The 22,345-nt window shown below is 38.8% G+C and carries 21 protein-coding genes and 2 pseudogenes; 14 read left to right on the top strand and 9 right to left on the bottom strand.

From position 1 onward, the window contains the following. Positions 1 to 24: 24 nt before the first annotated feature. Both recR and QI031_RS01535 read left to right on the top strand, forming a co-directional pair. Positions 25 to 621 (top strand): annotated as a pseudogene (gene recR / locus QI031_RS01540) (recombination mediator RecR); the annotation flags it as partial. 64 nt (positions 622 to 685) lie between these two features. Continuing rightward, entirely contained in the window at positions 686 to 1,390 is a 705-nt protein-coding gene (locus QI031_RS01535) for a Uma2 family endonuclease (RefSeq protein WP_281483479.1), read from the top strand. A 15-nt stretch (positions 1,391 to 1,405) separates the two neighbouring features. Here QI031_RS01535 and QI031_RS01530 read toward each other — a convergent pair whose 3' ends face one another. From QI031_RS01530 to QI031_RS01515, 4 genes are all read right to left on the bottom strand, one after another. Next, positions 1,406 to 2,437: a methyltransferase gene (locus QI031_RS01530; protein ID WP_281483478.1), complete on the bottom strand. Its 1,032-nt coding sequence runs from the start codon at positions 2,435 to 2,437 to the stop codon at positions 1,406 to 1,408. An 11-nt stretch (positions 2,438 to 2,448) separates the two neighbouring features. Further along, positions 2,449 to 3,450, bottom strand: a complete 1,002-nt coding sequence (locus tag QI031_RS01525; protein ID WP_281483477.1) for an SGNH/GDSL hydrolase family protein — start codon at positions 3,448 to 3,450, stop codon at positions 2,449 to 2,451. Between the two features lie 242 nt (positions 3,451 to 3,692). After that, entirely contained in the window at positions 3,693 to 4,832 is a 1,140-nt protein-coding gene (locus QI031_RS01520; protein WP_281483476.1) for a 3-oxoacyl-ACP synthase III family protein, read from the bottom strand. 14 nt (positions 4,833 to 4,846) lie between these two features. After that, positions 4,847 to 6,643: a ScyA-related TPP-binding enzyme gene (locus tag QI031_RS01515; RefSeq protein WP_425526051.1), complete on the bottom strand. Its 1,797-nt coding sequence runs from the start codon at positions 6,641 to 6,643 to the stop codon at positions 4,847 to 4,849. Between the two features lie 1,255 nt (positions 6,644 to 7,898). Between QI031_RS01515 and QI031_RS01510 the strand changes: the two genes are divergently transcribed. Beyond that, a complete protein-coding gene (locus QI031_RS01510; protein WP_281483475.1) occupies positions 7,899 to 8,528 on the top strand; it encodes a response regulator transcription factor in 630 nt (209 codons plus the stop codon). Positions 8,529 to 8,708: 180 nt separating this feature from the next. On the opposite strand, the gene QI031_RS01505 is transcribed toward QI031_RS01510, so the two are convergent. Together QI031_RS01505 and QI031_RS01500 are read right to left on the bottom strand one after the other, a co-directional pair. Beyond that, the gene (locus tag QI031_RS01505; RefSeq protein WP_281483474.1) at positions 8,709 to 9,338 is read right to left on the bottom strand and encodes a LysE family translocator; all 630 of its coding nucleotides are present in this window, start codon (positions 9,336 to 9,338) and stop codon (positions 8,709 to 8,711) included. Positions 9,339 to 9,422: 84 nt separating this feature from the next. After that, the gene (locus QI031_RS01500; RefSeq protein WP_281483473.1) at positions 9,423 to 10,130 is read right to left on the bottom strand and encodes a hypothetical protein; all 708 of its coding nucleotides are present in this window, start codon (positions 10,128 to 10,130) and stop codon (positions 9,423 to 9,425) included. 363 nt (positions 10,131 to 10,493) lie between these two features. On the opposite strand from QI031_RS01500, the gene QI031_RS01495 reads away from it, so the two are divergent. The 5 genes from QI031_RS01495 (at position 10,494) to QI031_RS01475 (ending at position 15,093) form a co-directional block, all read left to right on the top strand. Further along, positions 10,494 to 10,700, top strand: coding sequence for a hypothetical protein (locus QI031_RS01495; RefSeq protein ID WP_281483472.1), 207 nt, complete (start codon positions 10,494 to 10,496; stop codon positions 10,698 to 10,700). A 54-nt stretch (positions 10,701 to 10,754) separates the two neighbouring features. Beyond that, positions 10,755 to 12,044 (top strand): ABC exporter membrane fusion protein, encoded by a 1,290-nt coding sequence (locus QI031_RS01490; protein ID WP_281483471.1) that lies wholly within the window; start codon positions 10,755 to 10,757, stop codon positions 12,042 to 12,044. A 102-nt stretch (positions 12,045 to 12,146) separates the two neighbouring features. Beyond that, complete coding sequence (devC, locus tag QI031_RS01485; RefSeq protein WP_281483470.1) at positions 12,147 to 13,307, top strand: ABC transporter permease DevC; 1,161 nt, start codon at positions 12,147 to 12,149, stop codon at positions 13,305 to 13,307. A gap of 67 nt (positions 13,308 to 13,374) precedes the next feature. Then, positions 13,375 to 14,130 carry a DevA family ABC transporter ATP-binding protein gene (locus QI031_RS01480; RefSeq protein ID WP_281483469.1) on the top strand — a complete coding sequence of 252 codons (756 nt, stop codon included), beginning with the start codon at positions 13,375 to 13,377 and terminating at the stop codon, positions 14,128 to 14,130. A gap of 624 nt (positions 14,131 to 14,754) precedes the next feature. After that, the gene (locus tag QI031_RS01475) at positions 14,755 to 15,093 is read left to right on the top strand and encodes a hypothetical protein (protein ID WP_281483468.1); all 339 of its coding nucleotides are present in this window, start codon (positions 14,755 to 14,757) and stop codon (positions 15,091 to 15,093) included. Between the two features lie 10 nt (positions 15,094 to 15,103). On the opposite strand, the gene QI031_RS01470 is transcribed toward QI031_RS01475, so the two are convergent. Both QI031_RS01470 and QI031_RS01465 read right to left on the bottom strand, forming a co-directional pair. Then, positions 15,104 to 16,492, bottom strand: a complete 1,389-nt coding sequence (locus QI031_RS01470; protein WP_281483467.1) for a cytochrome P450 — start codon at positions 16,490 to 16,492, stop codon at positions 15,104 to 15,106. A gap of 631 nt (positions 16,493 to 17,123) precedes the next feature. Then, positions 17,124 to 17,252: a hypothetical protein gene (locus tag QI031_RS01465; protein ID WP_281483466.1), complete on the bottom strand. Its 129-nt coding sequence runs from the start codon at positions 17,250 to 17,252 to the stop codon at positions 17,124 to 17,126. Between the two features lie 32 nt (positions 17,253 to 17,284). Between QI031_RS01465 and QI031_RS01460 the strand changes: the two genes are divergently transcribed. From QI031_RS01460 to QI031_RS01435, 6 genes are all read left to right on the top strand, one after another. Then, entirely contained in the window at positions 17,285 to 18,142 is an 858-nt protein-coding gene (locus tag QI031_RS01460; RefSeq protein WP_343217834.1) for a response regulator transcription factor, read from the top strand. Positions 18,143 to 18,233: 91 nt separating this feature from the next. After that, positions 18,234 to 19,400: an MFS transporter gene (locus tag QI031_RS01455; protein ID WP_281483465.1), complete on the top strand. Its 1,167-nt coding sequence runs from the start codon at positions 18,234 to 18,236 to the stop codon at positions 19,398 to 19,400. 49 nt (positions 19,401 to 19,449) lie between these two features. Beyond that, positions 19,450 to 19,872 carry an acyl carrier protein gene (locus tag QI031_RS01450; RefSeq protein WP_281483464.1) on the top strand — a complete coding sequence of 141 codons (423 nt, stop codon included), beginning with the start codon at positions 19,450 to 19,452 and terminating at the stop codon, positions 19,870 to 19,872. A gap of 44 nt (positions 19,873 to 19,916) precedes the next feature. Beyond that, entirely contained in the window at positions 19,917 to 20,663 is a 747-nt protein-coding gene (locus tag QI031_RS01445) for a 4'-phosphopantetheinyl transferase family protein (RefSeq protein ID WP_281483463.1), read from the top strand. Positions 20,664 to 20,931: 268 nt separating this feature from the next. Then, positions 20,932 to 21,270, top strand: a complete 339-nt coding sequence (locus QI031_RS01440; protein WP_281483462.1) for a hypothetical protein — start codon at positions 20,932 to 20,934, stop codon at positions 21,268 to 21,270. Next, on the top strand, positions 21,254 to 21,703 hold the full coding sequence (locus QI031_RS01435; RefSeq protein ID WP_281483461.1) for a type II toxin-antitoxin system YhaV family toxin: 450 nt from the start codon (positions 21,254 to 21,256) through the stop codon (positions 21,701 to 21,703). The genes QI031_RS01440 and QI031_RS01435 overlap by 17 nt, the downstream gene beginning before the upstream one ends. Here the strand turns inward: QI031_RS01435 and QI031_RS01430 are convergent. After that, positions 21,700 to 21,846, bottom strand: a pseudogene (locus QI031_RS01430) (glycosyltransferase); the annotation flags it as partial. The gene QI031_RS01435 and the pseudogene QI031_RS01430 sit on opposite strands and share 4 nt — an antisense overlap. Positions 21,847 to 22,345: the final 499 nt, after the last annotated feature.

The following is a 22,345-nucleotide window of genomic DNA, read 5'->3' as shown; positions in this document are numbered from 1 at the left end:
CCATAACCTTTTGGAGACAAGACAACGGTTTACGCACGTCCTTTAGCACGGTTAATTGAGCAGTTGCAACGCCTACCAGGAGTTGGCCCCAAGTCAGCCCAACGGTTAGCTTTACATATCTTAAAACGACCAGAGTCAGAAGTAGAGGCTTTGGCACAAGCCCTCATACAAGCAAAAAAACAAGTAGGTTTGTGTTCTGTTTGCTTCCATTTATCCGCTGACCCGATTTGTGAAATCTGCCGCAATCCCAACCGTGAAAATCAGACTATCTGTGTGGTAGTAGATTCTCGTGATGTGATTGCGTTAGAAAAAACTCGCGAGTTCAAAGGCAAATATCATGTCTTGGGTGGAGTAATTTCTCCGATGGATGGTATTGGCCCAGAACAGTTGACTATTCAAGCTTTAGTACGACGAGTTAGCCAGCAACAACCCCAAGAAGTAATTTTAGCAATTAGTCCGAGTGTAGAAGGCGAGACAACAACTTTATATGTTGGTCAGCTGTTGAAGCCATTTACCAAGGTGACGCGGATTGCTTTTGGTCTACCCGTAGGTGGGGATTTAGAGTATGCAGACGAGGTAACACTAGCAAGAGCGTTAGAAGGACGACGAGAGTTAGATTAATTTGTATCTTACCTATTTAGGATTCCCCACAGTTAACTGTCATCAGTCAACCGTTAACATGATTATGTTCAACTACAATCCATTAGACTGCCTACCTTCATCAGCAGAATTGCCAGATTCAGATGATACTCCTGTGGATAACGAACTGCAAATATTAATTCCCAATTTGTTGTTAGCCATATTAGCCTCAATTTGGCAAAACCGCGAAGATTGGTTTTTTGGCATTAATATGGGAATTTATTATGCACCTAGTAAACCTGCCATAGTTCCTGATGGTTTCTTGAGTTTAGGTGTAGAACGTTTTGTTGGAGAAAATGGACGTTCTAGTTACGTTTTGTGGGAAGAAGAAGGCATTCCACCAATTTTAGCTTTAGAAGTTGTCTCTCCAACTTACAACGGCGAATACGAACAAAAAAAAGTAGATTATGCCCAATTAGGCATTTTGTACTATGTAATTTATGCTCCAACGCGGTTACGTCGTAAGCGTCAGCGTTTAGAAGTTTATCGCTTAGTTGAAGGTAAATACGTTTTACAACCTGGGGATAAAATCTGGATGCCAGAAATTGGATTAGGTATTGGACGAGAACAGGGTACTTATCAAAGAAGAATACGAGAATGGCTGTTTTGGTATGACGAAAATAGTAACAGATACCAAACTCCAGAAGAAGTAAACGCGCAACAGCAACAACAACTAGAACAAACTCAGCAACAACTTCAGGAACTTTTAGCCAGATTACAGCAACAAGGAATTGATCCCAATACACTGTAATATCTTCTGGCAATATTATGATTTGTAGCCAGTCACAATACTCCAATATCCGAAAGTCGGCTTAACTTCAACATTTATGAAACCTACATCCATCAGCATTGTTGATAACTCATCAGCTGAATACTGCTGACCCTCTGTCCACAAGAGCATGGCAATATCATAGGCAGCAACAGCAGAATTAATTTTTTGGTCATTGTAAAGCATCTCATGAATGATAATGCGACCTCCTTTTTCTAAGCTGTCAAAGCTTTTTTGAGCGAGAAAGTGACCTTTTTCTAGTGGCCAATCATGATAAATATCAGAATAAAAGTGAATATCTGCTTTCGGAAAAGGCTGACTCCACATATCACTTACCTGAGTTTTAATGCGACTTTGTAAGCTGTAGCGTTCCACAAACTCTTGCGCTACTTCACATATAGGAGCAAGATCAATAATCAAAGCTTGTAAGTTTGACCATTTCAATGTGGCGTGAATAGCATGAACACCCGAACCTCCGCCAATATCTAACAAAAGTTTGTGTGCTGATAAATCAATAAGTTCTGGCCAAGCTTGGGCTGCTCCTAGATTACGACTATGTATGGCATTAGTAAAAGTCCGCGCTAAATCAGCTTGTTTTTCATGGGTTTGAAAAAGTTTTTCACCAGAGTAAATTTGTGAGGAATTAGAAAGTACTGCTTTTTTGATGTTCTCAAAGGAATACATAGAGGCGGTAGCAACTGTCAAATCTAAGAAATCGCCTAAATAAGTTGAACTGCTTTCGAGAAGATAATCTTCCGCAAACAAGGTAAGTGAATAACAGTCATCTTTGACTTGCAAAAGTCCTAGAGATGCATTCATTGATAAGAGAGCTTTAGCCGGACGTTGATGAATTTTTAGCATTTCACAAACTTCTGTAAGAGTCCGTGGTTTTTCGGCTAAAAATGGAAAAAGCTTCAGATCATAAGCCACAAGAAATGTACCAAATCCTATATTGCCAGAAATAAGATCCCAAAGTAGTCGCTCATCTGTTTTTGGCTTGGGAATTGCTACAGAAGTATGTTGGTTCATTTCAATTTTCCTTATCGGGTTACAATTTTTTGACTGCAATTCATTAGGTGAAAGCGTTTCTTTAGCGATAATGCACTTAAAGCAAACATCAACACTGCCAATACAACAGAAGGTTCAGGAACAGATGCTTTTAAAAGTGCTGAAAATGCTAATTCTCCGATTAGCTGATGCATGGCGGTTGTTGGGTGAACTTCGTCCCAAAACAAAAATTTGTCTGGGATACATACAACTGGTTGTGGGAAAATCTCGATAGGTACTATTGGCGAGTCTCCGATACAAGAGTCGGTGACATTAGTAAAACCAAATTTGTTGGGATTGGCGATCGCCTGATTAAATAAGTAATTAACATCAACAGGAATAATGTTGATATCAGGACTGAGTTGCTGGCTCAAAAAGTCAACAGACGCAGCCAAGTTAGAATTATGGGCGCTAATCAAACTACTAAGTTCGTTGTCACTGCGACTATCGCCCCCAGTAACCGGAAACTTCCCCAAATCGGGTAGATTAACCACCATAATATCTTCAGCTCCAACAGCAGCAAGAGAATTTACGGCTGCTGATAAATTTGCGACTGACTTAGTGGGATTAGGAATGTTACCCAAAAAATAATCAAGGTAATCATTAGTACCAGCCCACACCACATAAAGGGCGTTGGGATTAGCAGAGTGAATAGCTGTCGTAAAACTACTTATCTGTTGCTGCAATCCTGGCAAAATAGAGAGTCCGATATTATCGAATCCAGTAGTAGCACCACTAAAAGCGAAGTTGGTATTGGGATTGAAAGTTAATTTCAACTTTGAGGCTAAATATTCTACCCAAACCGGGCCATTAGAAAAACGTCCATTGAAGTAAGGGCTAGGAGGAATAGCGCCGGACGTAAAGTTGAATACGTTACCTGTATCAGAAAAGCTATCGCCAAAAACATAAATCTCGTCATAATTCTGTGCCGATACTTTCAGCGGCAACACCAAAGATAATAGGAAAAATCCTACCGACAGAATTTGTTTTTGCATACTTATGGGATGAAATTTAATTTATTAGAATCTCAAACTCCTTATCTTCTCTGCGTCTCTGTCTTGAAAAGTTTGTTACGGAGGAGCCAGTGCGGTCTTGGGGGTTTCCACGCCACTTGCTTCAACGGGGGGAACCCCCGCAACGCAGTGGCTCCCCATGAGCAACTGGCGTTGGAAACCTTCCTTACAACTTTTCGCTGCGCCTCTGCGTGAGAAAAAAATTATTCATGTAAGAGGTCTACTTAACAAACAGCGAAACTCTGGTCTGAAGAACTTGTCAATAACGAGTCAAGTTCACCCAAATGTGGAACAGTACCGAGCGCCACATCGCCCCAACGCATTACACTTGCAGAAGCAACACCTGCTGCACCCAAACCATAGATGAGAACTAAATCATTTTCGTGAATTTTATTCAACTGGGCAGCATAGTAAAGATTAGCTACCGTAATTACTGGCCCAATGTTTGCATAATGAGAATAAAGATTGATTGTACGCTCTATGTCAATGCCCAATACTTGGGCGCAGAATTGTGCGCCCCAAGCTGTGGATGTATTAAAAATAAAAAAGTCAACTTGGTCTAAAATGACACCAGCGGCGGCGACTGCACCTTCACAACATGTCCGCAATTGATCCACAGCCGTTTCACGAATTGCCCTATTAGCGATTTTATCCATCCGCATCTGCACCTGGGGATTGCCTTGTTCATCCTCAGTGAGTTTAGCAAAGAAAATGTCACATAAAGCAGCAGTATGAATGGTCTTAGTACCAAGAATACCTTGATTAGGTGCAAGAGAACCAACTACAAAAGCTCCCACACCATCACTCATAAACCATGAGAGGGTATCATCTTCAGCAAAAAAGCGAGAGTATGAGCATGAAATTACCACTAACACATTACGGTACTCTTGCGATCGCACCAAAGCACAGGCAGTTTGCAACGCCACTGGGGTAACTCCACAGGCAGCATCGATATTCCAGGCTGCACCTTGTAAGTTCAATTGACGAGACAAAAAAGCAGCATCACCAAATCCAATGTGTTCTGGCCAAATCGAAGCTACAAGCATTAAATCAACTTCTGAAAAAGTCAGATTTGCTGCATCCAAAGCCTGACGAGCCGCACGTTCTTGTAACATCAGCGAGGATTCATCTGGAGCAAGTACCCACCGATTAACAGTGCCACGAAAGGGGTCTTGCAAATAAGGCAACATCTTGAAGTCAAACTCGTTGTTGGGGGTAGAGTTATTAACCGAAAATAACCTAGCTAAACTTCTTTGTTCGGACTGAGCAATTAATTCCGGATATTTTTCTCTGTAATAATCGTTTGAACGTTTGATACTCGGTAAAGCCATTGCTAGCGATCGCACACCTACTGGATAATGCATAATCAAAATCTCCTTTAATTTTTAGCGCCTTGTGAAATCAAACTAAAAATCCGAGTGCCAATTGGGGCAATTCGAGTTGGGTCGATGAGTATATCAACAACAAATGGACTAGTCGAAACCATGGCCATTTCTAAAGCTGCTTGGATGTCAGACTCTTTTTCTACACGGATACCATCGGCTCCCATACTGCGAGCAAGCATGACGAAATCGGCTTGGGGGATATACACATCCATATCCTTGTAACCTTGCATTTTTGAACCCTGGTCGCACATGTTGTAGCGTCCATCGTTGAGTACAATCCAAACGGCAGGAATGCGATAGCTAACAGCGGTGCTGACTTCGTTGTTCATCAGCATTGCGCCATCGCCGACAATCGCCACAGCTTTATCGTGATGTGTTAAAGCTGCACCCACGACGCTAGTCACAAAATGACCCATCGCCCCGAACCCAGTACTGACTCGAAAACGATTTGGTTTATTAAATCGCAGTAAGTTGATTGCCCAAGCAAATGAATTGCCTCCTTCAGCCATCACAATTGCATCGCTACCTTCCACGATGACTCGTTGCATGAGATTCATCAGTACTTCTGGTCGCACTGGACTATCTTGACTAGGATTAATCGCACTACGTTCAGGTCTGGGCAGAGACTGGATTTTTGATTTATTTTGCCGCTTAGGAAAGCGCTTGAGCAGAGACTTGACAAATATTTTCACGTCAGACTGAATTGCTACTGTCTCGGCAGATGGATACGCAGTTCCTGGAACTTCTGGGTCGATATCTACATGTACAAAGCCTCGTGATGGAACCATTGCCGGACTCCAAAAAGAGGTAAATTCCCCAAGGCGTGTTCCCAGTACCAACGTCCGCAGAGGACGACACTCTGCCATATATTTCAAAACCGACTCATGGCCAGCAAAGCCCGTAATCCCGACAAATTGAGGATGGTCTTCAGGAAAAATACCTTTAGCGCGTGGCGAACACATCACAGCTGCCCCTGTTTTCTCAGCCAACTTACGAATTTCCGCAGCTGCAAACCGCGCCCCAAAGCCCACCCAGATAGCAAACGACCCTTCTGTAAGTAACCGCGCACATTCTGAAATCGCTTCTTCGCTGGCTGTTGCAGGAGTACAAGAGAGATTGACTGATGCCAAAGATGTCTCAACTAAATTTGCTTGGATGTTAGTAGGTATGCTCAAGTGTGCGACAAAGCCGTTTGGTTTAGCTAGACCTTTCGCCAGCCGTCGAGAGACTTCTGGAAGTTCCTCGCTACATTCAAGAGTTGTTGCGTAATGAAATAGTGATTCTGAGGTAAAAATTCCCGCACTGGGCATAGTGTAATTACTAGTCTCTTGCAGCGCCCACCGTCCTCGCTTTGGTGCTGAGGTAGAAGCCGAGATAAAAATGACTTTGGCATCTTCCCAACGGGCAGTAAATAAACCTGTTAAGGCGTTTGTGATCCCCGGTCCTGTTGTGGTAAATACTACGATGGGACGACCGCTGGCAAAATACGCTTCTGTGGCTGCAAAAGCGGCTCCGGCTTCGTGACGAAAGTGGCGTAATTTAATGGAACTATGTTGCAGTGTATGCCATATTGGAGCGATCGCACCTCCGGAAACTCCAAATGCATATTCCACTCCCAAGTCTTCTAACATCTTTACAATTGCAGAAGCAACTGAGATAGACTCTGATTGCTGACTATTATCAGAAGATGTATCCAACAGCATACTTGGTTGGATATCTGCAATAGATGATTTATTTAAAGAAGGCGAAGATGGAAAGGAAATAAAATCCGTTTTTGGTAGTACTAACATATTTGTTTTTGGCTCTAAATATTGAGGCATACAAGGATTAATAGAAGAGTGATTTGAACTCATACTAATAGCGGAGTGCCACATATTAGGTTGTAAGGACATAGGGATCATTCCTTTATGTAAGATGGCTCAAATTATTGTTGTTATGACACAAAGTGCCTAAGTCCTTTTCCAGAGAAAATTAAAAAGTGCCTAAGCCCTTTTTTAAAGAAAACTAATCTGAACTTTAGTCCGACTCTTATACTTTGAAATTGCAACTTCAAAATTCCATTCACATTAGAGTCTTTCGTTTTTATCTATCGATGAAAAATTTTTTCACCACCAAGTTGTACTGTCAAAACTTGAAATTACAAACAGAGTAACTGAATCAAGGCGGCAACTTATTTTTAGGCTAGACTTAGTATCAATTCGTTAAATGCTATTATAGTCATCCATGATTTTGGTTAGATTATACAGAAACAACTATACAAAAATCTTCTCCGTTTATCATAGTCTACTACTCATATTTTGCATCTACCTAAAGAAACTCTTTAATAAACGAAAATTTACTTCAAGGTTAAGAATTGATTGCTGTATGATTAAAAGATAACAATAACTGACGTTTTTTGTAAACAACGTTATCTTTTTGGTATTTTTCTGCATCAAATCAGCAACATAACTATATAAAAGATAACGAAATCTCACAAAACAACTAGATATTTCATCACTAAACAAGTTAGTTTTAAAAGCATTTCTAGTTGATGTAATTTAGTCTCGCCACTTAATCAAATCTTGTCGATTCAAGATCATAAACTTAAGGATCAACTTAAGGTTAGCTGGCGAAAAGTGGGATATTTGTGATCTAGAATACAAAATCTTACTATCACTTCCAATCAAGCATTAACAAAATAATTTCTCACTTATCTAAAGATTTTCTATTGTTATTAGATACTATTCCTTCTAAAGTCTAGTGCTAGACGGCATAAATAACTGGTCTAGGTGAAAATGCTCAAAATCTTTATTTACAGGCCAAGTTGGGTTTTCGTAGTTAAGACTAAATTCCTGAGCTTAAGCGCTGTTCTAGCAGGGTAACGCTAATTACCAACCTAATTTAGATAGAGACTGGAAAATAATTCTTTTACTTAATACCAATTCTTTATAAACTTGCACTTAATAATTATCCTTTTCTTCCTTGGCGCTTTTGGTGGTTCGTAATTAAAAAATTTAGTGCATCTTCATGAAGAATTGGTATTAAATACTAAATAGGAACTTGCAGATGTACAAAATTATTCGAGTACTACTTGCTGAAAAAAATTCGTTGGTAAGAGTTGGAGTTCGCGCGACTCTCAATATCGAAGAAGATTTAATCTTAGTAGGTGAAACAAATGATGCCTTTAAGCTTCCAGAATTAAATCTGAAACTTCAGCCAGATCTATTAATTATTGATTTGGATTTACCTAGTTTAACGTTACCTCAATCAATCGTTGATTTACGCAAATTTTGTCCATATTCTCAAGTGCTAGCATTAGCCAGTTCTGATAAATTTGACTTGTCCATTTTAAAAATAGGTGGGATAAAAGGCTGTATTTTCAAATCTGAAGAACCACAAACATTAATTAGTGCTATTCGTACAGTGGTTAAAGGCAATACGTGGTACAGTCAAAAAATTATCGACAAACTTATTCAACAAAAAATAGACGAGCAAAATGAAAATGTTGAAGCTACACTAACGAAGCGAGAGCAACAAGTCATTGGCATGATAGCACAGGGTTGGGATAATGCTCGCATTTCTGCTGAGTTAAGCTTGGCTCAACAGACAGTACGTAATTATATGAGCCGTATATACACTAAACTAGCAGTAAGTTCTCGATCTGAGGCGATTATCTGGGCAATAAAACATAGTTGAGGTGAGCAACTGATTGTGTGTAATAAAGGCTGGCAAAAAAGTGTTTTTTAACGTAAAGGAGCGCAAACAGGACTTACGCGCAAGTAAGGGAAAATAAACCGCAGAGGACGCAGAGAACACAGAGAAATAGGAGTTTCAGAGAGTTATTGCGTAAGTCATAGCAAAGTTTTATGGTTTGGGCTAACTGATTTGCGACAGAGCAATATGAACGCCGAGGGAAATTAAAATACCACCTGTAAACCATTGTTGGAAACGAGAGAATTTTGGGCGATTTTTCAGCCAATCACCTGCAAAACCAGCCATGAAGGCTACAATTATGTTCCACAGAGTACCTATGATATTAAAAATGATGCCTAAAGTTAGAATTTGCCACCCGACTGCACCTTCTGACATATTTACAAACTGAGGTAGAAAAGCCAGAAAGAATAGTGCTATTTTAGGGTTCAGCACGTTTGTAATAATGGCTTGGCTAAAAATCCGTTTGAGACTTGCTTGCTTTAGCTTTCCTAATGAGCTAATACTTTTTTTGCTCAAAAGCATATTAATTCCTAAGAATATTAAGTATGCAGCGCCTACATACTTCACAATACTGTAAGCAAGAGGTGAAGACATTAGCAATGCTGAAAAACCAAGTGCAGCACCACAAGTATGTACTAATAACCCAACGCTAAAACCAAAAGCTGAAACAATTCCGGCTTTGCGCCCTTGTCCAATACTGCGTGCAATGACATACAACATATCAGGGCCAGGAATAGCACACAAAGTTAGTGTAGCAACCAAAAAAACAGCAAAATTTTCTGTAATTAGCATAGTTTTTTAATGAATCATAACTACATCAAGATTATGAGACGCGATAAATCGCGTCTCTACATGAGGCTTTTTAGTTAAACTGAACTAAACAAATTTCAGTTCATCTAAAATTTGTTCTAAGTAATCAAATGCAGGTATTTCAAACAGTTTATTTTGAAATTCATCATATTTAATATTGGCATGAATTAAAGCTTGTAAATCAAATGAGTAAACTTTAGCGCGATCGCTTAAAGCATAGTGAATTTCATCAAAGCTTGATAACTGACTTGCACCATAAACTTTGCGTTCCCCATTTTCTTGACAAATACCGGATTCTATAGTGTACCAATAAATATTGGCAATTTGCTGTTTTTGTATTCTATTTTTTGTCAACCAAAGTTTCGCTATCTCCTCCACAAAATTGCTATATAAGGGAGATGTTAAAAGTGGTAAATGTCCAAAAATATCATGCCAAACATCTGGAAGCGGTGAAAAACCATCATTGTTGGTGTCTCTGATATTCACCGCAACAGGGAATTGTTTGTTTGCTAAATACATGTAATATTCTTGGCTTTCGATCATACCCACAACAGGGACAAGTCTCCAGCCGACAAATTCTTGCAGCCGTACTGAAAGTATTTCTAGTTTTGGTAGAGGCTGAATTAGCTCTTTTAACATTTCAATCCCGGCGATAAATTCTTTACATGCTTTACCTGGGAGAATATTTAGCTGTCTATTAAATAATTTATTCCAAGCTAAATGCTGCTCTTCTGTATAAACAGAATAGTCCCGTGAAAGAGTGATAGTTTTCATGATATCTACAAAAATTGGGAAGTTGTTTACTTTGAAAAATTGCTGTTGAACTCTGTTTAAGAGTAGCGATCGCCTGCAAAATCTTATTGAAGAAAAGAAGCTTTAATGCAGTGCGCTGTTCAATTGCTTATCAATTTACGAAATATTTTTTGCTCTGTATAGACACACAAATACTCTTTTGATAGGTATTTTTGTACTCAGCAGTTAATTTGCTTAAATGTAAATACTTAATGTAAAAAAGCTCACAAAGTATTTTGCAGAGCTTAAGTTGTTAGTTATCTTTGCGAAGTTATGTGGTCAATTTTTAAAAAATCCAAAAAAATAGGACTTGTTCCCTTTTTTTGAAAACAAAGATGATTTTTTATGCAGCCAACTATAACTATCCCCCGAAATTGGGCATACCCACGATTTCCTCTAGGCCAGCAAACTAAGCAAGGATTAATAGTGGGAATTGAGTACTTAACTAAAGAGCATCGTGGCTCATGGCGCTATGCTGTTCTAAATTCTCAGAATGCTGAAGAATTAAACTATTTAGCAGAAGATGATATTCAGTTATTTTTACCAAAATAGTTGTCAGTTTCTAGACTTTAGACAGCACTTTAAAATTTGATAGAGGATAAATAAATGAGTCAAAGGCTATTACTAAAACCAACAAATAAAGGATTATTAGCATTAATAATTGCTGCAACTGCAATGACAGGTGGAATTGTTATTTATAGCGTTTCTCAATTTGGGCAAGTTGAGCAAACAGCTTCATCCGAACCAATACCAACTACACCTGCTAAACCAAAAGTCACATCATTAGGACGACTAGAACCAGAAGCAGAAGTAATTAGTTTATCTGCACCCCTAGCTTTAGATGGCGATCGCGTTGCCCAAATTTTAGTCAAAGAAGGCGATCGCGTCCAAGCCGGACAAGTTGTAGCAATTTTAGACTCACGCGATCGCTTGCAAACAGCTGTAGTCCAAGCCCAACAACAAATTAAAGTTGCTCAAGCGAAACTTGCTCAAGTTGAAGCAGGGGCAAAAACCGGAGAAATTCAGGCACAGCAAGCAAATATTGAACGCATCCAAGCACAATCACGAGGAGACAAAACAGCCCAAAAGGAAGCCATATCACGCATAGAGGCACAGTGGCAAGGCGATAAAATAGCGCAAGGGGCAACAATTAAAAAGTTAGAAGCAGAACTGAAAAATGCCGAAGCCGAATATCAACGTTATCAGCAGCTATATTCTCAAGGAGCAATTTCTAATTCTTTGTATGACAGTAAAGGTTTGACTGTAGAGACTGCCAAACAACAATTAGATGAAGCCAAAGCAGTTCAGAAGCGTATTAACACCACTGCTAGCAAACAACTAGCCGAAGCCAAAGCAGAACTCGCCCGTACTCAAGCTACTGGCAATAAACAAGTTAGCCAAGCCCAAGCCACACTGACTAGTATTAGTGAAGTTCGTCCTGTAGATGTACAAGCAGCAAGAACAGAAGTTGAAAATGCGATCGCCACATTAAAACGTACCCAAACTGAGTTAATCGCTGCTGATATCAAAGCACCAATAACGGGTCAAATCATTAAAATTCACACACGAATCGGAGAAAAAATTAGCGATGCTGGCATTGCCGACTTAGCACAAACTGATCAAATGATGGCAGTTGCAGAAGTTTATCAAACCGACGTTGGAAAAGTGAAACTGGGACAGCAAGCCGTAATTACCAGTCAAGCATTTGGGGGGGAACTGCGAGGAACCGTTGATCACATTGGCTTGCTAGTAAAGCGACAAAACGTTTTCAGCAATCAACCAGGAGAAAACCTAGATAGCCGAGTCGTGGAAGTGAAAATTCGTCTCACTCCTGAAGATAGTAAACGAGTTGCAGGTTTTACTAATTTGCAAGTACAGACAGCAATTGAATTGTAGATGGGTATGGGGCATTGGGCATTGGGCATGGGGAAAAGTCTTAACTTCTCTTCTTTTCTGTTCCCTCTTTACACCAATAAATTTAATTTTGTGTAACTACTTATGAGATTTTTTCGCAAAACGCCGCTAGCATGGCGGCAGCTAATGAAAGAAAAAACGCGTCTGGCTGTGGCAATTGCAGGTATTACCTTTGCCGATATGCTGATGTTTATTCAGTTGGGATTTGAAAGTGCGCTGTTTGATGCAGCGGCGAAACCCCACCGCAATTTACAAGCAGATTTAGTTTTGATTAGTCCTCAATTTCAAACTTTATCTTCGGTAAAAAGTTTTTCTAGAAAACGACTATATCAGGTATTGGGTTATGAGGGCGTTCAATCAGTAAATTCAGTTTATATCGGCACTGGACAGTGGCGAAATCCTCAAACACGTCTGGAACGCGCTATTTTGGTTTGGGGTGTCGATCCGGCACAACCTGTTTTTAAATCGCCAGAAATTCAACAAAATCAAGATCAGCTTAAACAGTTATATCAGGTGATGTTTGACCAAGCAGGCCGCCCGGAATATGGGGCAGTTGGCGATATTTTTAATAAAACAGGCAACTTTGAGACGGAATTGAATAGTATAGCTATCGACGTTAAAGCTTTGTTTACTGATGGGGCTTCTTTTACTGCCGATGGCAATGTTATCGCTAGTGACTCCACTTTTTTACAGTTATTCCCAGAGCATCAACGCGATCGCATTGAAGTTGGATTAATCACGCTCAAACCAAATGCGGTTCTCGAAACAGTGCGATCGCAACTGTCCGACGGGCTACCTGAAGATGTCAGAGTCTTGACTCCAGAAGAGTTTGCCCAAATTGAAAAAAAATACTGGGAAAGTAGTACTGCTATTGGTTTTATTTTCGGTTTAGGTACAACAGTCGGGTTTATTGTCGGCATCGTTATTGTTTACCAGATTCTTTATTCCGATGTTTCCGAACACCTGCCAGAATACGCCACCCTTAAAGCAATGGGCTATAGCGATCGCTATCTTTTAGGAATCCTGCTTCAAGAAGCATTATTCTTAGCAATCTTGGGTTTTTTACCTGGATTTATACTTTCGGTTGGATTGTATCAAGTTGCCAATACTGCCACAATGCTGCCTATTTTCATGAAGTTAGAACGAGCGATCACTGTTTGTATTTTGACTGTGATTATGTGTACTTTTTCTGGGGCGATCGCCATGCGAAAATTACGCTCTGCTGACCCTGCTGATGTTTTTTAGTTAGTTGTTAGTTGTCAGTGGTCAGTTGTTAGTGGTGTTTTTTTGTTCGTTGTTTTCTACTGCTATTATGTTGCAAAAATCTTTACCAGTTACTTTAAATTCCCAACTTTCTGCTGTAGAACCAGTGATTGCTGTCCGCAATCTCAATCATTACTTTGGTGGAGGTGCGCTGCGTAAACAAGTTTTATTTGATATTAACTTGTCAATTAACGCTGGCGATATTGTGATTATGACTGGCCCTTCTGGCTCAGGAAAAACTACTTTATTAACTTTGATGGGTGGATTGCGTTCTGCTCAAGAAGGAAGTTTGAAAATTTTAGGACAGGAAATTTGTGGAGCTAACAAACAACTGTTAACTAAGCTACGCTGTCAGATTGGCTATATTTTTCAGGCACATAATTTGATGACTTTTTTGTCAGCTAAAGAAAATGTACGCATGTCTTTAGAGTTACACGAAGAGTTATTGAATCAGGATATCAATGCTCAAGCGATCGCTATGCTTGAAGCTGTTGGTTTAGGACAGCGTGTAAATTATTACCCAGAAAACCTATCAGGAGGACAAAAGCAAAGAGTCGCGATCGCTCGTGCCTTAGTTAGTCATCCTAAAATCATTTTGGCAGACGAACCTACAGCTGCACTCGATAAAAAATCTGGGCGCGATGTCGTGGAATTGATGCGGAGGCTAGCTAAAGAACAAGGCTGTACAATTTTGCTTGTTACTCATGACAACCGGATTCTGGATATTGCCGATCGCATAGTTTATATGGAAGATGGTCAGATCAAGACCAATGGCGTAGATGCTGCCGCTACAGTTAACCAATAACACATAAGGGACTTCCAACTTAAAAAATATCCCGTCGCTGGGGTAGGCAGGGGAGCAGGGAGCAGGGGGAAGACAACAAATATTATCTGAGTAAATTGGATAATTTATTCTCTGGAAGTCCCTAAAGCAAAGATTACACCGTCACTTCCTATTTTTGCACATCGCCTAAAGTTGATTCTTATCTTGAAGATATTCAGTTGTTAAAAACATCCAATGTTTTAACATGGCTAAATGAGTTACTTTTTTTGCCACGAGATAATTTATTTCATCAGCGTAGCTATTGAAGTATTACTTTGTATATTTTTTAGTTGTCGCACTCAGTATTTTCTGGTTAAAAACTAGTAACTCAATCAATTAAAAAAAAGCATGATTTTAAGTCTAAAAATAATATTTAATATCATGCTTAACTATTTTAGGACTTACGCAATAACTCTGTGAAACCCTCTTAACTTCGTGTCCTTTGTGTCCTACCCTGCGGGAAGCCGCTGACGCGTCTATATGGTTCGTTTTATCATGATTTTGCGTAAGTCCTGTATTTGAACAGATTAATTATGAAAATTTTATCAGCAACAAAAATCAAAATCAAGTTTTACTGACAATAACAGAACTTAGAAAGAAGTATGTATGACAGTGGCTAAAAATGAAATCAGAGAATTTGAAGTAGTCAAGGGAACTATACCAAAATCTCTAAAAATTAAATTCAAAGTTTTCTGTGTCCAAAAAAATTTAGAAATGAGTGAGGTGCTAGAAACTTTAATTAGACAATGGATACAAACAGATGCACCTGTTTCTCAACTATCTGATAATTTAGCGCAAGAAGAACTAGAAGAACTAAAAGGATACGTTCCTAAAACTCTAAAATCTCAGTTTAAATCTCTCTGCAAACAAAAACGAGTGACAATGCGCTCTGTTTTATATGCACTGATAATTCAGTTATTAGAGATGGATGATTTAAGAGAATAAAAGTTTTCTCCTACTCAACTTCACTCAATAAGTCTTTTGACTTTTGCGTAGCGGTACTAGTTCGTGTTCCTAAAAAAACCATCTTCACACCATCACCAGGCACAAGGTTTAAACCGCTAAGAACAGGGCGTACAGGTCGGTTATTAGCCAATTTTAGTTGATAGTGTGACAGAATTGTTGCTAATACCAACTTCATGGTAAATTCCGCAAATGCTGAACCTGGACAGCGGCGATCGCCACCACCATAAGGTAGATACTCATAATAGGGAAACTGCTTTTCTAGAAAACGCTCTGGCTTAAATTGTTGAGGTTCCGGGTATAAATCTTGGCGTTGATGAACAAGATAAATAGAAGGAATTAATATTGTACCTATTGGCAACTCGTATCCTAACAATTCAACTGGCGATTTCACAATCCGGGGTTCAGCTTGGATTTCAACGGGACTAATCCGCAGAATTTCTTTATAAACTGCATTGAGATATGGCAGTCGCACAATACTAACATGATCAGGTGAAGAGCCTAGAGTATCAATTTCTTCAATGAGCTTTTCACGGATATGAGGTAGGTGATGAACCCAGTACAATGACCAAGCCATTGCTGATGCTATACCATCTTTACCACCAACCATTAATGTTAGTAACTCATCGCGTAATTCTTCATCAGTCATTGGCTCCCCATTTTCATCGCGAGATGACATGAGTAAACTGAGAATATCAGTACTTTCAGGGTTACATTTTTGGCGGCATTCTTGAATTTCACTGTACAAAAGCTCGTCAATTTGCCGCATCAAATGACAAACATAACCCCACGGACTCCATCGACCTAAATCTTTTCTCAAAAAAGGTAAAAAGAATAAGCTGGAAACAAATGGATACTTAGCATATTCCAGTATTGAACTTACAAGTTGATTGAGTTTTTGTAAACGCTCTCCTTTATTAACACCAAATACAGCGTTGAGGATGACTTGTTCTGAGATCTCTTGCACAGCAGAACGAGCCAAAAATGTTTTCCCCGGAGTTAATTGGTTAAATACCTGCTGAGTGATGTCACAGATCTGATTTCCATAAGCTTTTAAACGTCCTCCATGAAATGAAGGCATGATTAATTGGCGATGACGACGATGGCTTTCACCAGTGAGTGTAGTTAATGAATATTTTCCTAAAATTGGCTTGAAAAGTTGATTACCAGTATTGTCAAATTCTTTGGACTCACCAACTAGTATCTGTTGAATTGCTTGGGGATTACTAACGTACACCGTTAAGTTCGAGTTTGAGCCAAGCCTAGCACTGAATATGTCACCATAAGACTGAGTTGAAGCTTTCATATATCCTAGTGTGTCATTTGACCACTGTAGTAACTGCAACAAGGGAGAAGTCTTAGGCCCATCAGGTAGTTTCATAATTTTATTCAAAAATAGTTCTCATCTATGAACAACTAGCACCAGTCGATTAATGTACGAAAAAGTACTTTAGCTAAAATTATTATTTGTACTCAATAAAGACTCTATATTTAATTGATTAAGGCGCTATTATAATTAGTTTATTCTTTAAGTCTTTACACAGTTCTAATTTCTCTTACCATTTAGTGGAATTGGGAAACACAAAAAAACAGCCAAGCCGAAGTCAGTTAACGAACCTCAAGAATTTATATGAGGATTAAGAAAATATTGGGATTTGTTAAAATTTAGGTTAACAATTTCTAGTAATCTTCAACTTAAGTAATTCAACTATATTTATTCTGGTTTATGACTGGAGCGTTGCAACCACAACATGAAGCACTCCTGACAAGCTTATCCGTTGTCAAGAGATGATTTTTCACTAACTTTATCCTTAAATTTTAGATACTTGCTGGTTAAAATCATCAAGAATTGGCATTCTTATCAATAACAAGGGTTACGAATAAGTTTAGTTGCTGTAGCAGATAGGCTTTTGCAGGTTTTTTATCTCTCTGTTGAGAAAAGAAAACATTGAAAGGTGTTGGATATGTTTGCAAATTTATTGTTGACTGCTACAAATTTACAAACTTGAAGTTTAATCAAGAGCGATCGCGTTAGTAATTTTGATTCCTGCGACTTTAATTTTCCATAGTAGAAAAATTTGTTTTATTTGTTCGCTAATAGAAAAGCTAGACCACAAATCTTTCGTGATTACAGATTTCAACTCAACATTCTGCTTTGGGAGAAAGACAAATTATGGCTTTAATTTCTCAACACTGTAATAAGTCATTAGCAGGAAAAACGATGAAAAACATCTTAGTAATTGAAGATGAAACAAAAACCCGCAACCTTTTTGTTAATTGCCTTAAATCTGAAGGTTTCTCTACTATTGGCGCTGAAAATGGCATTGTTGGTATTCAACGCGCACGGGAATGTTTACCTGATTTAGTACTTTGCGATATTCTGATGCCAGAACTTGATGGTTATGGCGTTCTCAACACACTACGCCAAGATCCTGTTACAGCAATTATTCCGTTTATTTTTCTCACCGTCACACTTACCAAATCTGAACTCCGTAAAGGTATGAACTTAGGAGCTGATGATTATCTGACTAAACCTTGTACGGTAGAAGAATTATTAGGAGCGATCGCGGCTCGATTAGAAAAACAAACTGCTTTGAAGCAATGGTATGTGAATCAGCAACTATCAGCTAAATCACAATCAATAGACACCACAACTTTCTATCCTACTAGCTCCCGACTGAGTAAAGTTTTTCAATATATTGAAGAGAATTATCATCAGCAAATTAATCTTTCTGATGTTGCCCAAGCAGTGGGTTACTCTCATGCTTACTTAACTAATTTAGTTAAACGCCAAACCAAGCGATCAGTACACGATTGGATTGTTGAACGCCGGATGACAGAAGCGCGTTATTTACTACTCAATACCGACGAAACCGTTAATCGAATCGCCACAAAAGTTGGATATGTAGATGCAGGTTATTTCATCCGCTTGTTTCGACAAATTCATCAGCTTCCTCCAAAAGAATGGAGAAATACATCTCGGATGAAACTAGTTGATGAATATTTTTCCGTCTCACCTTCTTTAAACTAACTGTTTTCATCTTTGTGTCTTCGTGTCTTCGTGGTAAAAAATATCAAACCACAAAGACACTAAAAGATAAAATCCTAATTAGACAAAAACAATGGAAAATTTAACTTCCGCTAAACCAAACTCTGCCTTTTCTAATGGACTACCAGCTTTATACGTCATTGCTTTTTTATCGGGTATATCTATAGGGCTGTTTAATCCTTTTATTTCAACACTGATGGCTCAAAATCAAGTTGAGGAGTTATGGATAGGTGCTAACTCGACAGTATATTTTCTCATGATATTTATTGGAACTCCTTTAGTAGCAAGAATATTACGCCAAATAGGACTCCGTAAAACCATGACATTAGGTTTAATGCTGATGGGTTGTAGCGCTCCTTTATTTCCTATGACAACTCAATTATCTTTGTGGTTTGTTATCCGGGCTGTGATGGGTTTTGGTTGTTGTTTGTATTTAGTTTGTGGGCAAACAGCATTAAATTATTTTTGTCATGAAAGTAATCGAGGCCTTACTAGTGGCTTGTATGCTTTAGCTTTTTCCTTTGGATTTGGTATGGGACCAGTTATAGGTTCTTCTCTCTACAACTTTTCTCCACAATTAACTTTTTCTTTAGGTAGTCTTTTAATTCTCAGTGGCTTAATTGTGGTCTGGCTCAACTTACCTGAAAAGTCTATTGTTTTTCACTCTTCTATACGCATAGAGCTTTTTAGAAAGTTGAAACTTCCTCTTTACAGCGCTTATGCTTATGGTTTTGTTGATGCTACTCTGGTTTCTTTATATCCAGTTTATTTACTAAAACAAAACTATGGTGTGGAACAAATAGGGTCTACATTTGTTTTATTTGTACTAGGAGGTTTACTGGCTACCCTTCCTGTTACCCATTTAGCAGACCGCTTCGATAAATTAAAGGTTCTTTTGATAACCGTTTGTATCATTATATTTTCTCTTTCGTCTCTTTCATTAATTACAAACTCCATGACTATTCAGGTTTTGGCATTTATTTCTGGAGCTAGCATCAGTCCTATTTTTCCCTTAGCGATCGCCATGATTGGCAACAAAGTTTCCCGTAATGAATCATCTTCTGGAAGCGCCTTATTTACAACAGTCTATGGTTTTGGATGTGCTGCTGGGCCTGTACTTTCTTCCACCGTCATGCAAATTTTTGGTGTGCGTCAAATTTTTATCTTGTCAATCATGAGTTTTGCTTTAGTTTTGGTCTATACAGTAAGCGAATTGAATAAATCTGATAGAGCTTACTAACAAACATTTATCAACGTTTGTGCCACTAATTACAGGAGATATTTTAGGTATGAAAAACTTACAAAATGTCACTAAAGAATTAACAAATACTAGCTTGTTACAGTTTTTTAAAAGTAGTCATAATACACTACTTGAGTGTATACAAAACCTTGGTAACAGTAGAGAAACCTTCTTGTATCGGAGTGATGTTGAAGCACGACCTTTACAACAGCAGTTTCAAACAGAAGAAGTTATTGAAGGCTGGTTAGTTTTTTATCTTTCTAAACTGCTGCTAGTTAATCACAGTGAAATTAACATTCATCTGCCCTTTGAATACTACGGAATAACTTCACTAGAAGCATTACGTCTAACATACGCCATAGAAGTTTGGTTAGGACGTAGATTTTCTCTTGAGTTGGTGTATGAATATCCCACAGTTAAGGTATTGGCACAACATTTAGCTAAAGAAGTTGAATACGTCTGTGTATCTTAATTACGTAGCTTGCTTCTCGCCAAAGGCGAGTATTACGAATTATTATGATCACTGTTGATTGCCTGTGGCGTTCTCCCCCTACAAATTGGTCACTGTTAAGCGAAGATGTTCATGTCTGGTGTACTTTCCTCAACCAATCAACATCTCGCGTTCAGACATTAGCACAATTACTTTCACAAGATGAACGCACCAGATCTGAGCGTTTTTATTTAGAACGAGACAGGAAACGTTTCATTGTTGGACGTGGCTTACTGAGGACAATCTTAGGTTCTTACTTAGGCACTAATGCCAGTCAATTACAGTTTTGTTATGGACAGCATGGCAAACCAACTCTAGCAGAAACATCTGGTGGAAGTATCTTGAGTTTTAATTTATCTCACTCCCACGAACTTGTTTTATATGCCATAACCCGTAAACGTGAAATTGGTGTTGATATTGAATATATTCGCCCTATTTCCGACTTTGAACAAATTGCAGATCGCTGTTTTTCAGAGCGCGAAAAAAATGTCTTTCATCAACTTCCTACAGACCAAAAGCTAGGAGCATTTTTTAATGGTTGGACACGTAAAGAAGCTTATTTAAAAGCTACTGGTTATGGGCTACTGTTTCCGATGGATCAGTTAGATGTTTCATTATCTCCCAGTGAGCCAGTTCAACTTTACAGCATTAAAGGCGATCGCTCCACTGTCACCCGTTGGTCACTCCAAGAATTTACACCCGCTTACGGCTATGTGGGTGCTTTAGCGGTCGAAGGACACGGCTGGCAACTCAAATGCTGGCAATGGGAGTAGGAAGGCAGTTATCAGCGGTCAGGCTTCGACGCGAGCGCTCATACCGTGTAAATTTAAGCTGTTTCGCTTTGTTTAAGTGCAGTATATATACGTAGGCTTTATTAAAAATTGTTGCTTGATGAGTAGTGTTATCCAAGATAAACGCGCCCTTTCCAAGCACCACCGCGTCCTTGCCAATGACGAATAGCAGAGTCGATAGTCATTAAAGTGTAGAGAAAAGCGATCGCACTTGCTATTATGTAAGTACACCTTGTACATACGTATGAATATGAGCAACTCCTACAGCATTCGGAGTACCAAAATTGGTAACAGCGCAGGATTTAGGTTCCCCGCAGAGTTTTATCGTGAGCATCCTCAGTTTGCTAATGCAGATGGTTGGATAGAAGTATTATCACCAGATACTGCAATTTTGCGGATTGTGCCTCAGCTAATTGAAGAAGAAGAGAACTCAGTATTAATGCGACTGTTTCTTGATTTTGCTATGACAGAAGCATTAAAAAATAACACGATGCAACCTTATACAATTGAAATGTCGGAGGCTGCCCAGCAACTAATTGCGGGTGTAGAATTAGACGATGAGTCATTAGAAGATGGCGAAGTTTATTAGTAATGGCTGGGAAATATATTTTCACCCACAGTTATTTGGTAGTCAGTATCAAGAATTATTTGAGCGTGTTTCTCGGTTACAAGAAAAATTACCAGAAGCTGAATATAAAACCCATGCAACAGTAAAATTATTTGCAGCAATTACTGTGGCTATTGAAACAAAAATTCCTTCCGATCCCTTGGCAAGTCATTTTGCTTTGACAGGAGCATTAAAACGCTATGGAAGGGTGAAAAAGATGGGTTTACCAGACAGATATCGGTTATTTTTTCGGGCGTTTGATACAGAACAGTTAAAAGCGATTGTGATTTTGTGGTTAGGGTTTCCACGGAAAGAGGGAGCAAAAGATGACTGCTACCAAGTGTTTACTAAAATGATTGAACACGGGACATTTCCAGATAGCTTGGATGAGTTAGTTAGAGAAGATAACTCTTAACCAAGATAAACTCGTCCTTTCCACGCACCGCCACGCCCTTGCCAGTGACGAATAGCTGAATCGATAGTCATTAAAGTGTAGAGAAAAGCGATCGCAGGTAAACTAAAAGCAAATAAAGGTGAGCATCGATAAAAACGAATGATGAGAAAATCAGCATGAAAGTACAGGGCGATCGTATCATGTCAATAAGACTAGCTTATTCTCAATAGGCTTAAGAAGAATATCATTAACCTCTGCTTGTTGACAAAGATTTTAGCGTAGACGCTTTGCGGCTTGCCTTTGGCATCGCTTTAAGTTTTGGAAAATAAATCAAACGATAAAATGCTGATTTTTTCGTTGATTCTTAACCTCAGTAGTAAGTAAATATAATTTAGGTGGGTTTGCCCTAGTATTTTCCTTCCTGCTTTCTCCTCTCCCCATTTTCTAAGATACATCCCTGATTAGCGAAAGATTTTCCATTGATTATTCATCTCACATTCCGTAAATTTAACTATGTTACTGATAGCTACAACTTAAAAGTATTCACAAATCAAATATAAATAGTTGAAGCAAACATATTCTTTAACAATTAGTTAAGATATCCTTCCACTAAATCAACTCTTCCCAATTCTTATCTCTCTGCGACTTTGTCTTGAAAAGTTT

This window comes from Halotia branconii CENA392, assembly GCF_029953635.1.
Classification (GTDB): domain Bacteria; phylum Cyanobacteriota; class Cyanobacteriia; order Cyanobacteriales; family Nostocaceae; genus Halotia; species Halotia branconii.
This window is presented reverse-complemented; position numbering and strand designations above follow the sequence as displayed.

Excerpts from the sequence above, each read along its gene's own strand:
- QI031_RS01515 (WP_425526051.1), bottom strand. The coding sequence starts at position 6,643 with ATGTTAGTACTACCAAAAACGGATTTTATTTCCTTTCCATCTTCGCCT.
- QI031_RS01505 (WP_281483474.1), bottom strand. The coding sequence starts at position 9,338 with ATGCTAATTACAGAAAATTTTGCTGTTTTTTTGGTTGCTACACTAACT.
- QI031_RS01470 (WP_281483467.1), bottom strand. The coding sequence starts at position 16,492 with ATGAAACTACCTGATGGGCCTAAGACTTCTCCCTTGTTGCAGTTACTA.
- QI031_RS01490 (WP_281483471.1), top strand. The coding sequence starts at position 10,755 with ATGAGTCAAAGGCTATTACTAAAACCAACAAATAAAGGATTATTAGCA.
- QI031_RS01495 (WP_281483472.1), top strand. The coding sequence starts at position 10,494 with ATGCAGCCAACTATAACTATCCCCCGAAATTGGGCATACCCACGATTT.
- QI031_RS01530 (WP_281483478.1), bottom strand. The coding sequence starts at position 2,437 with ATGAACCAACATACTTCTGTAGCAATTCCCAAGCCAAAAACAGATGAG.
- devC (WP_281483470.1), top strand. The coding sequence starts at position 12,147 with ATGAGATTTTTTCGCAAAACGCCGCTAGCATGGCGGCAGCTAATGAAA.
- QI031_RS01440 (WP_281483462.1), top strand. The coding sequence starts at position 20,932 with ATGAGCAACTCCTACAGCATTCGGAGTACCAAAATTGGTAACAGCGCA.
- QI031_RS01510 (WP_281483475.1), top strand. The coding sequence starts at position 7,899 with ATGTACAAAATTATTCGAGTACTACTTGCTGAAAAAAATTCGTTGGTA.
- QI031_RS01525 (WP_281483477.1), bottom strand. The coding sequence starts at position 3,450 with ATGCAAAAACAAATTCTGTCGGTAGGATTTTTCCTATTATCTTTGGTG.
- QI031_RS01475 (WP_281483468.1), top strand. The coding sequence starts at position 14,755 with ATGACAGTGGCTAAAAATGAAATCAGAGAATTTGAAGTAGTCAAGGGA.
- QI031_RS01535 (WP_281483479.1), top strand. The coding sequence starts at position 686 with ATGTTCAACTACAATCCATTAGACTGCCTACCTTCATCAGCAGAATTG.
- QI031_RS01450 (WP_281483464.1), top strand. The coding sequence starts at position 19,450 with ATGAAAAACTTACAAAATGTCACTAAAGAATTAACAAATACTAGCTTG.
- QI031_RS01435 (WP_281483461.1), top strand. The coding sequence starts at position 21,254 with ATGGCGAAGTTTATTAGTAATGGCTGGGAAATATATTTTCACCCACAG.
- QI031_RS01500 (WP_281483473.1), bottom strand. The coding sequence starts at position 10,130 with ATGAAAACTATCACTCTTTCACGGGACTATTCTGTTTATACAGAAGAG.
- QI031_RS01445 (WP_281483463.1), top strand. The coding sequence starts at position 19,917 with ATGATCACTGTTGATTGCCTGTGGCGTTCTCCCCCTACAAATTGGTCA.
- QI031_RS01460 (WP_343217834.1), top strand. The coding sequence starts at position 17,285 with ATGGCTTTAATTTCTCAACACTGTAATAAGTCATTAGCAGGAAAAACG.
- QI031_RS01520 (WP_281483476.1), bottom strand. The coding sequence starts at position 4,832 with ATGCATTATCCAGTAGGTGTGCGATCGCTAGCAATGGCTTTACCGAGT.
- QI031_RS01480 (WP_281483469.1), top strand. The coding sequence starts at position 13,375 with ATGTTGCAAAAATCTTTACCAGTTACTTTAAATTCCCAACTTTCTGCT.
- QI031_RS01455 (WP_281483465.1), top strand. The coding sequence starts at position 18,234 with ATGGAAAATTTAACTTCCGCTAAACCAAACTCTGCCTTTTCTAATGGA.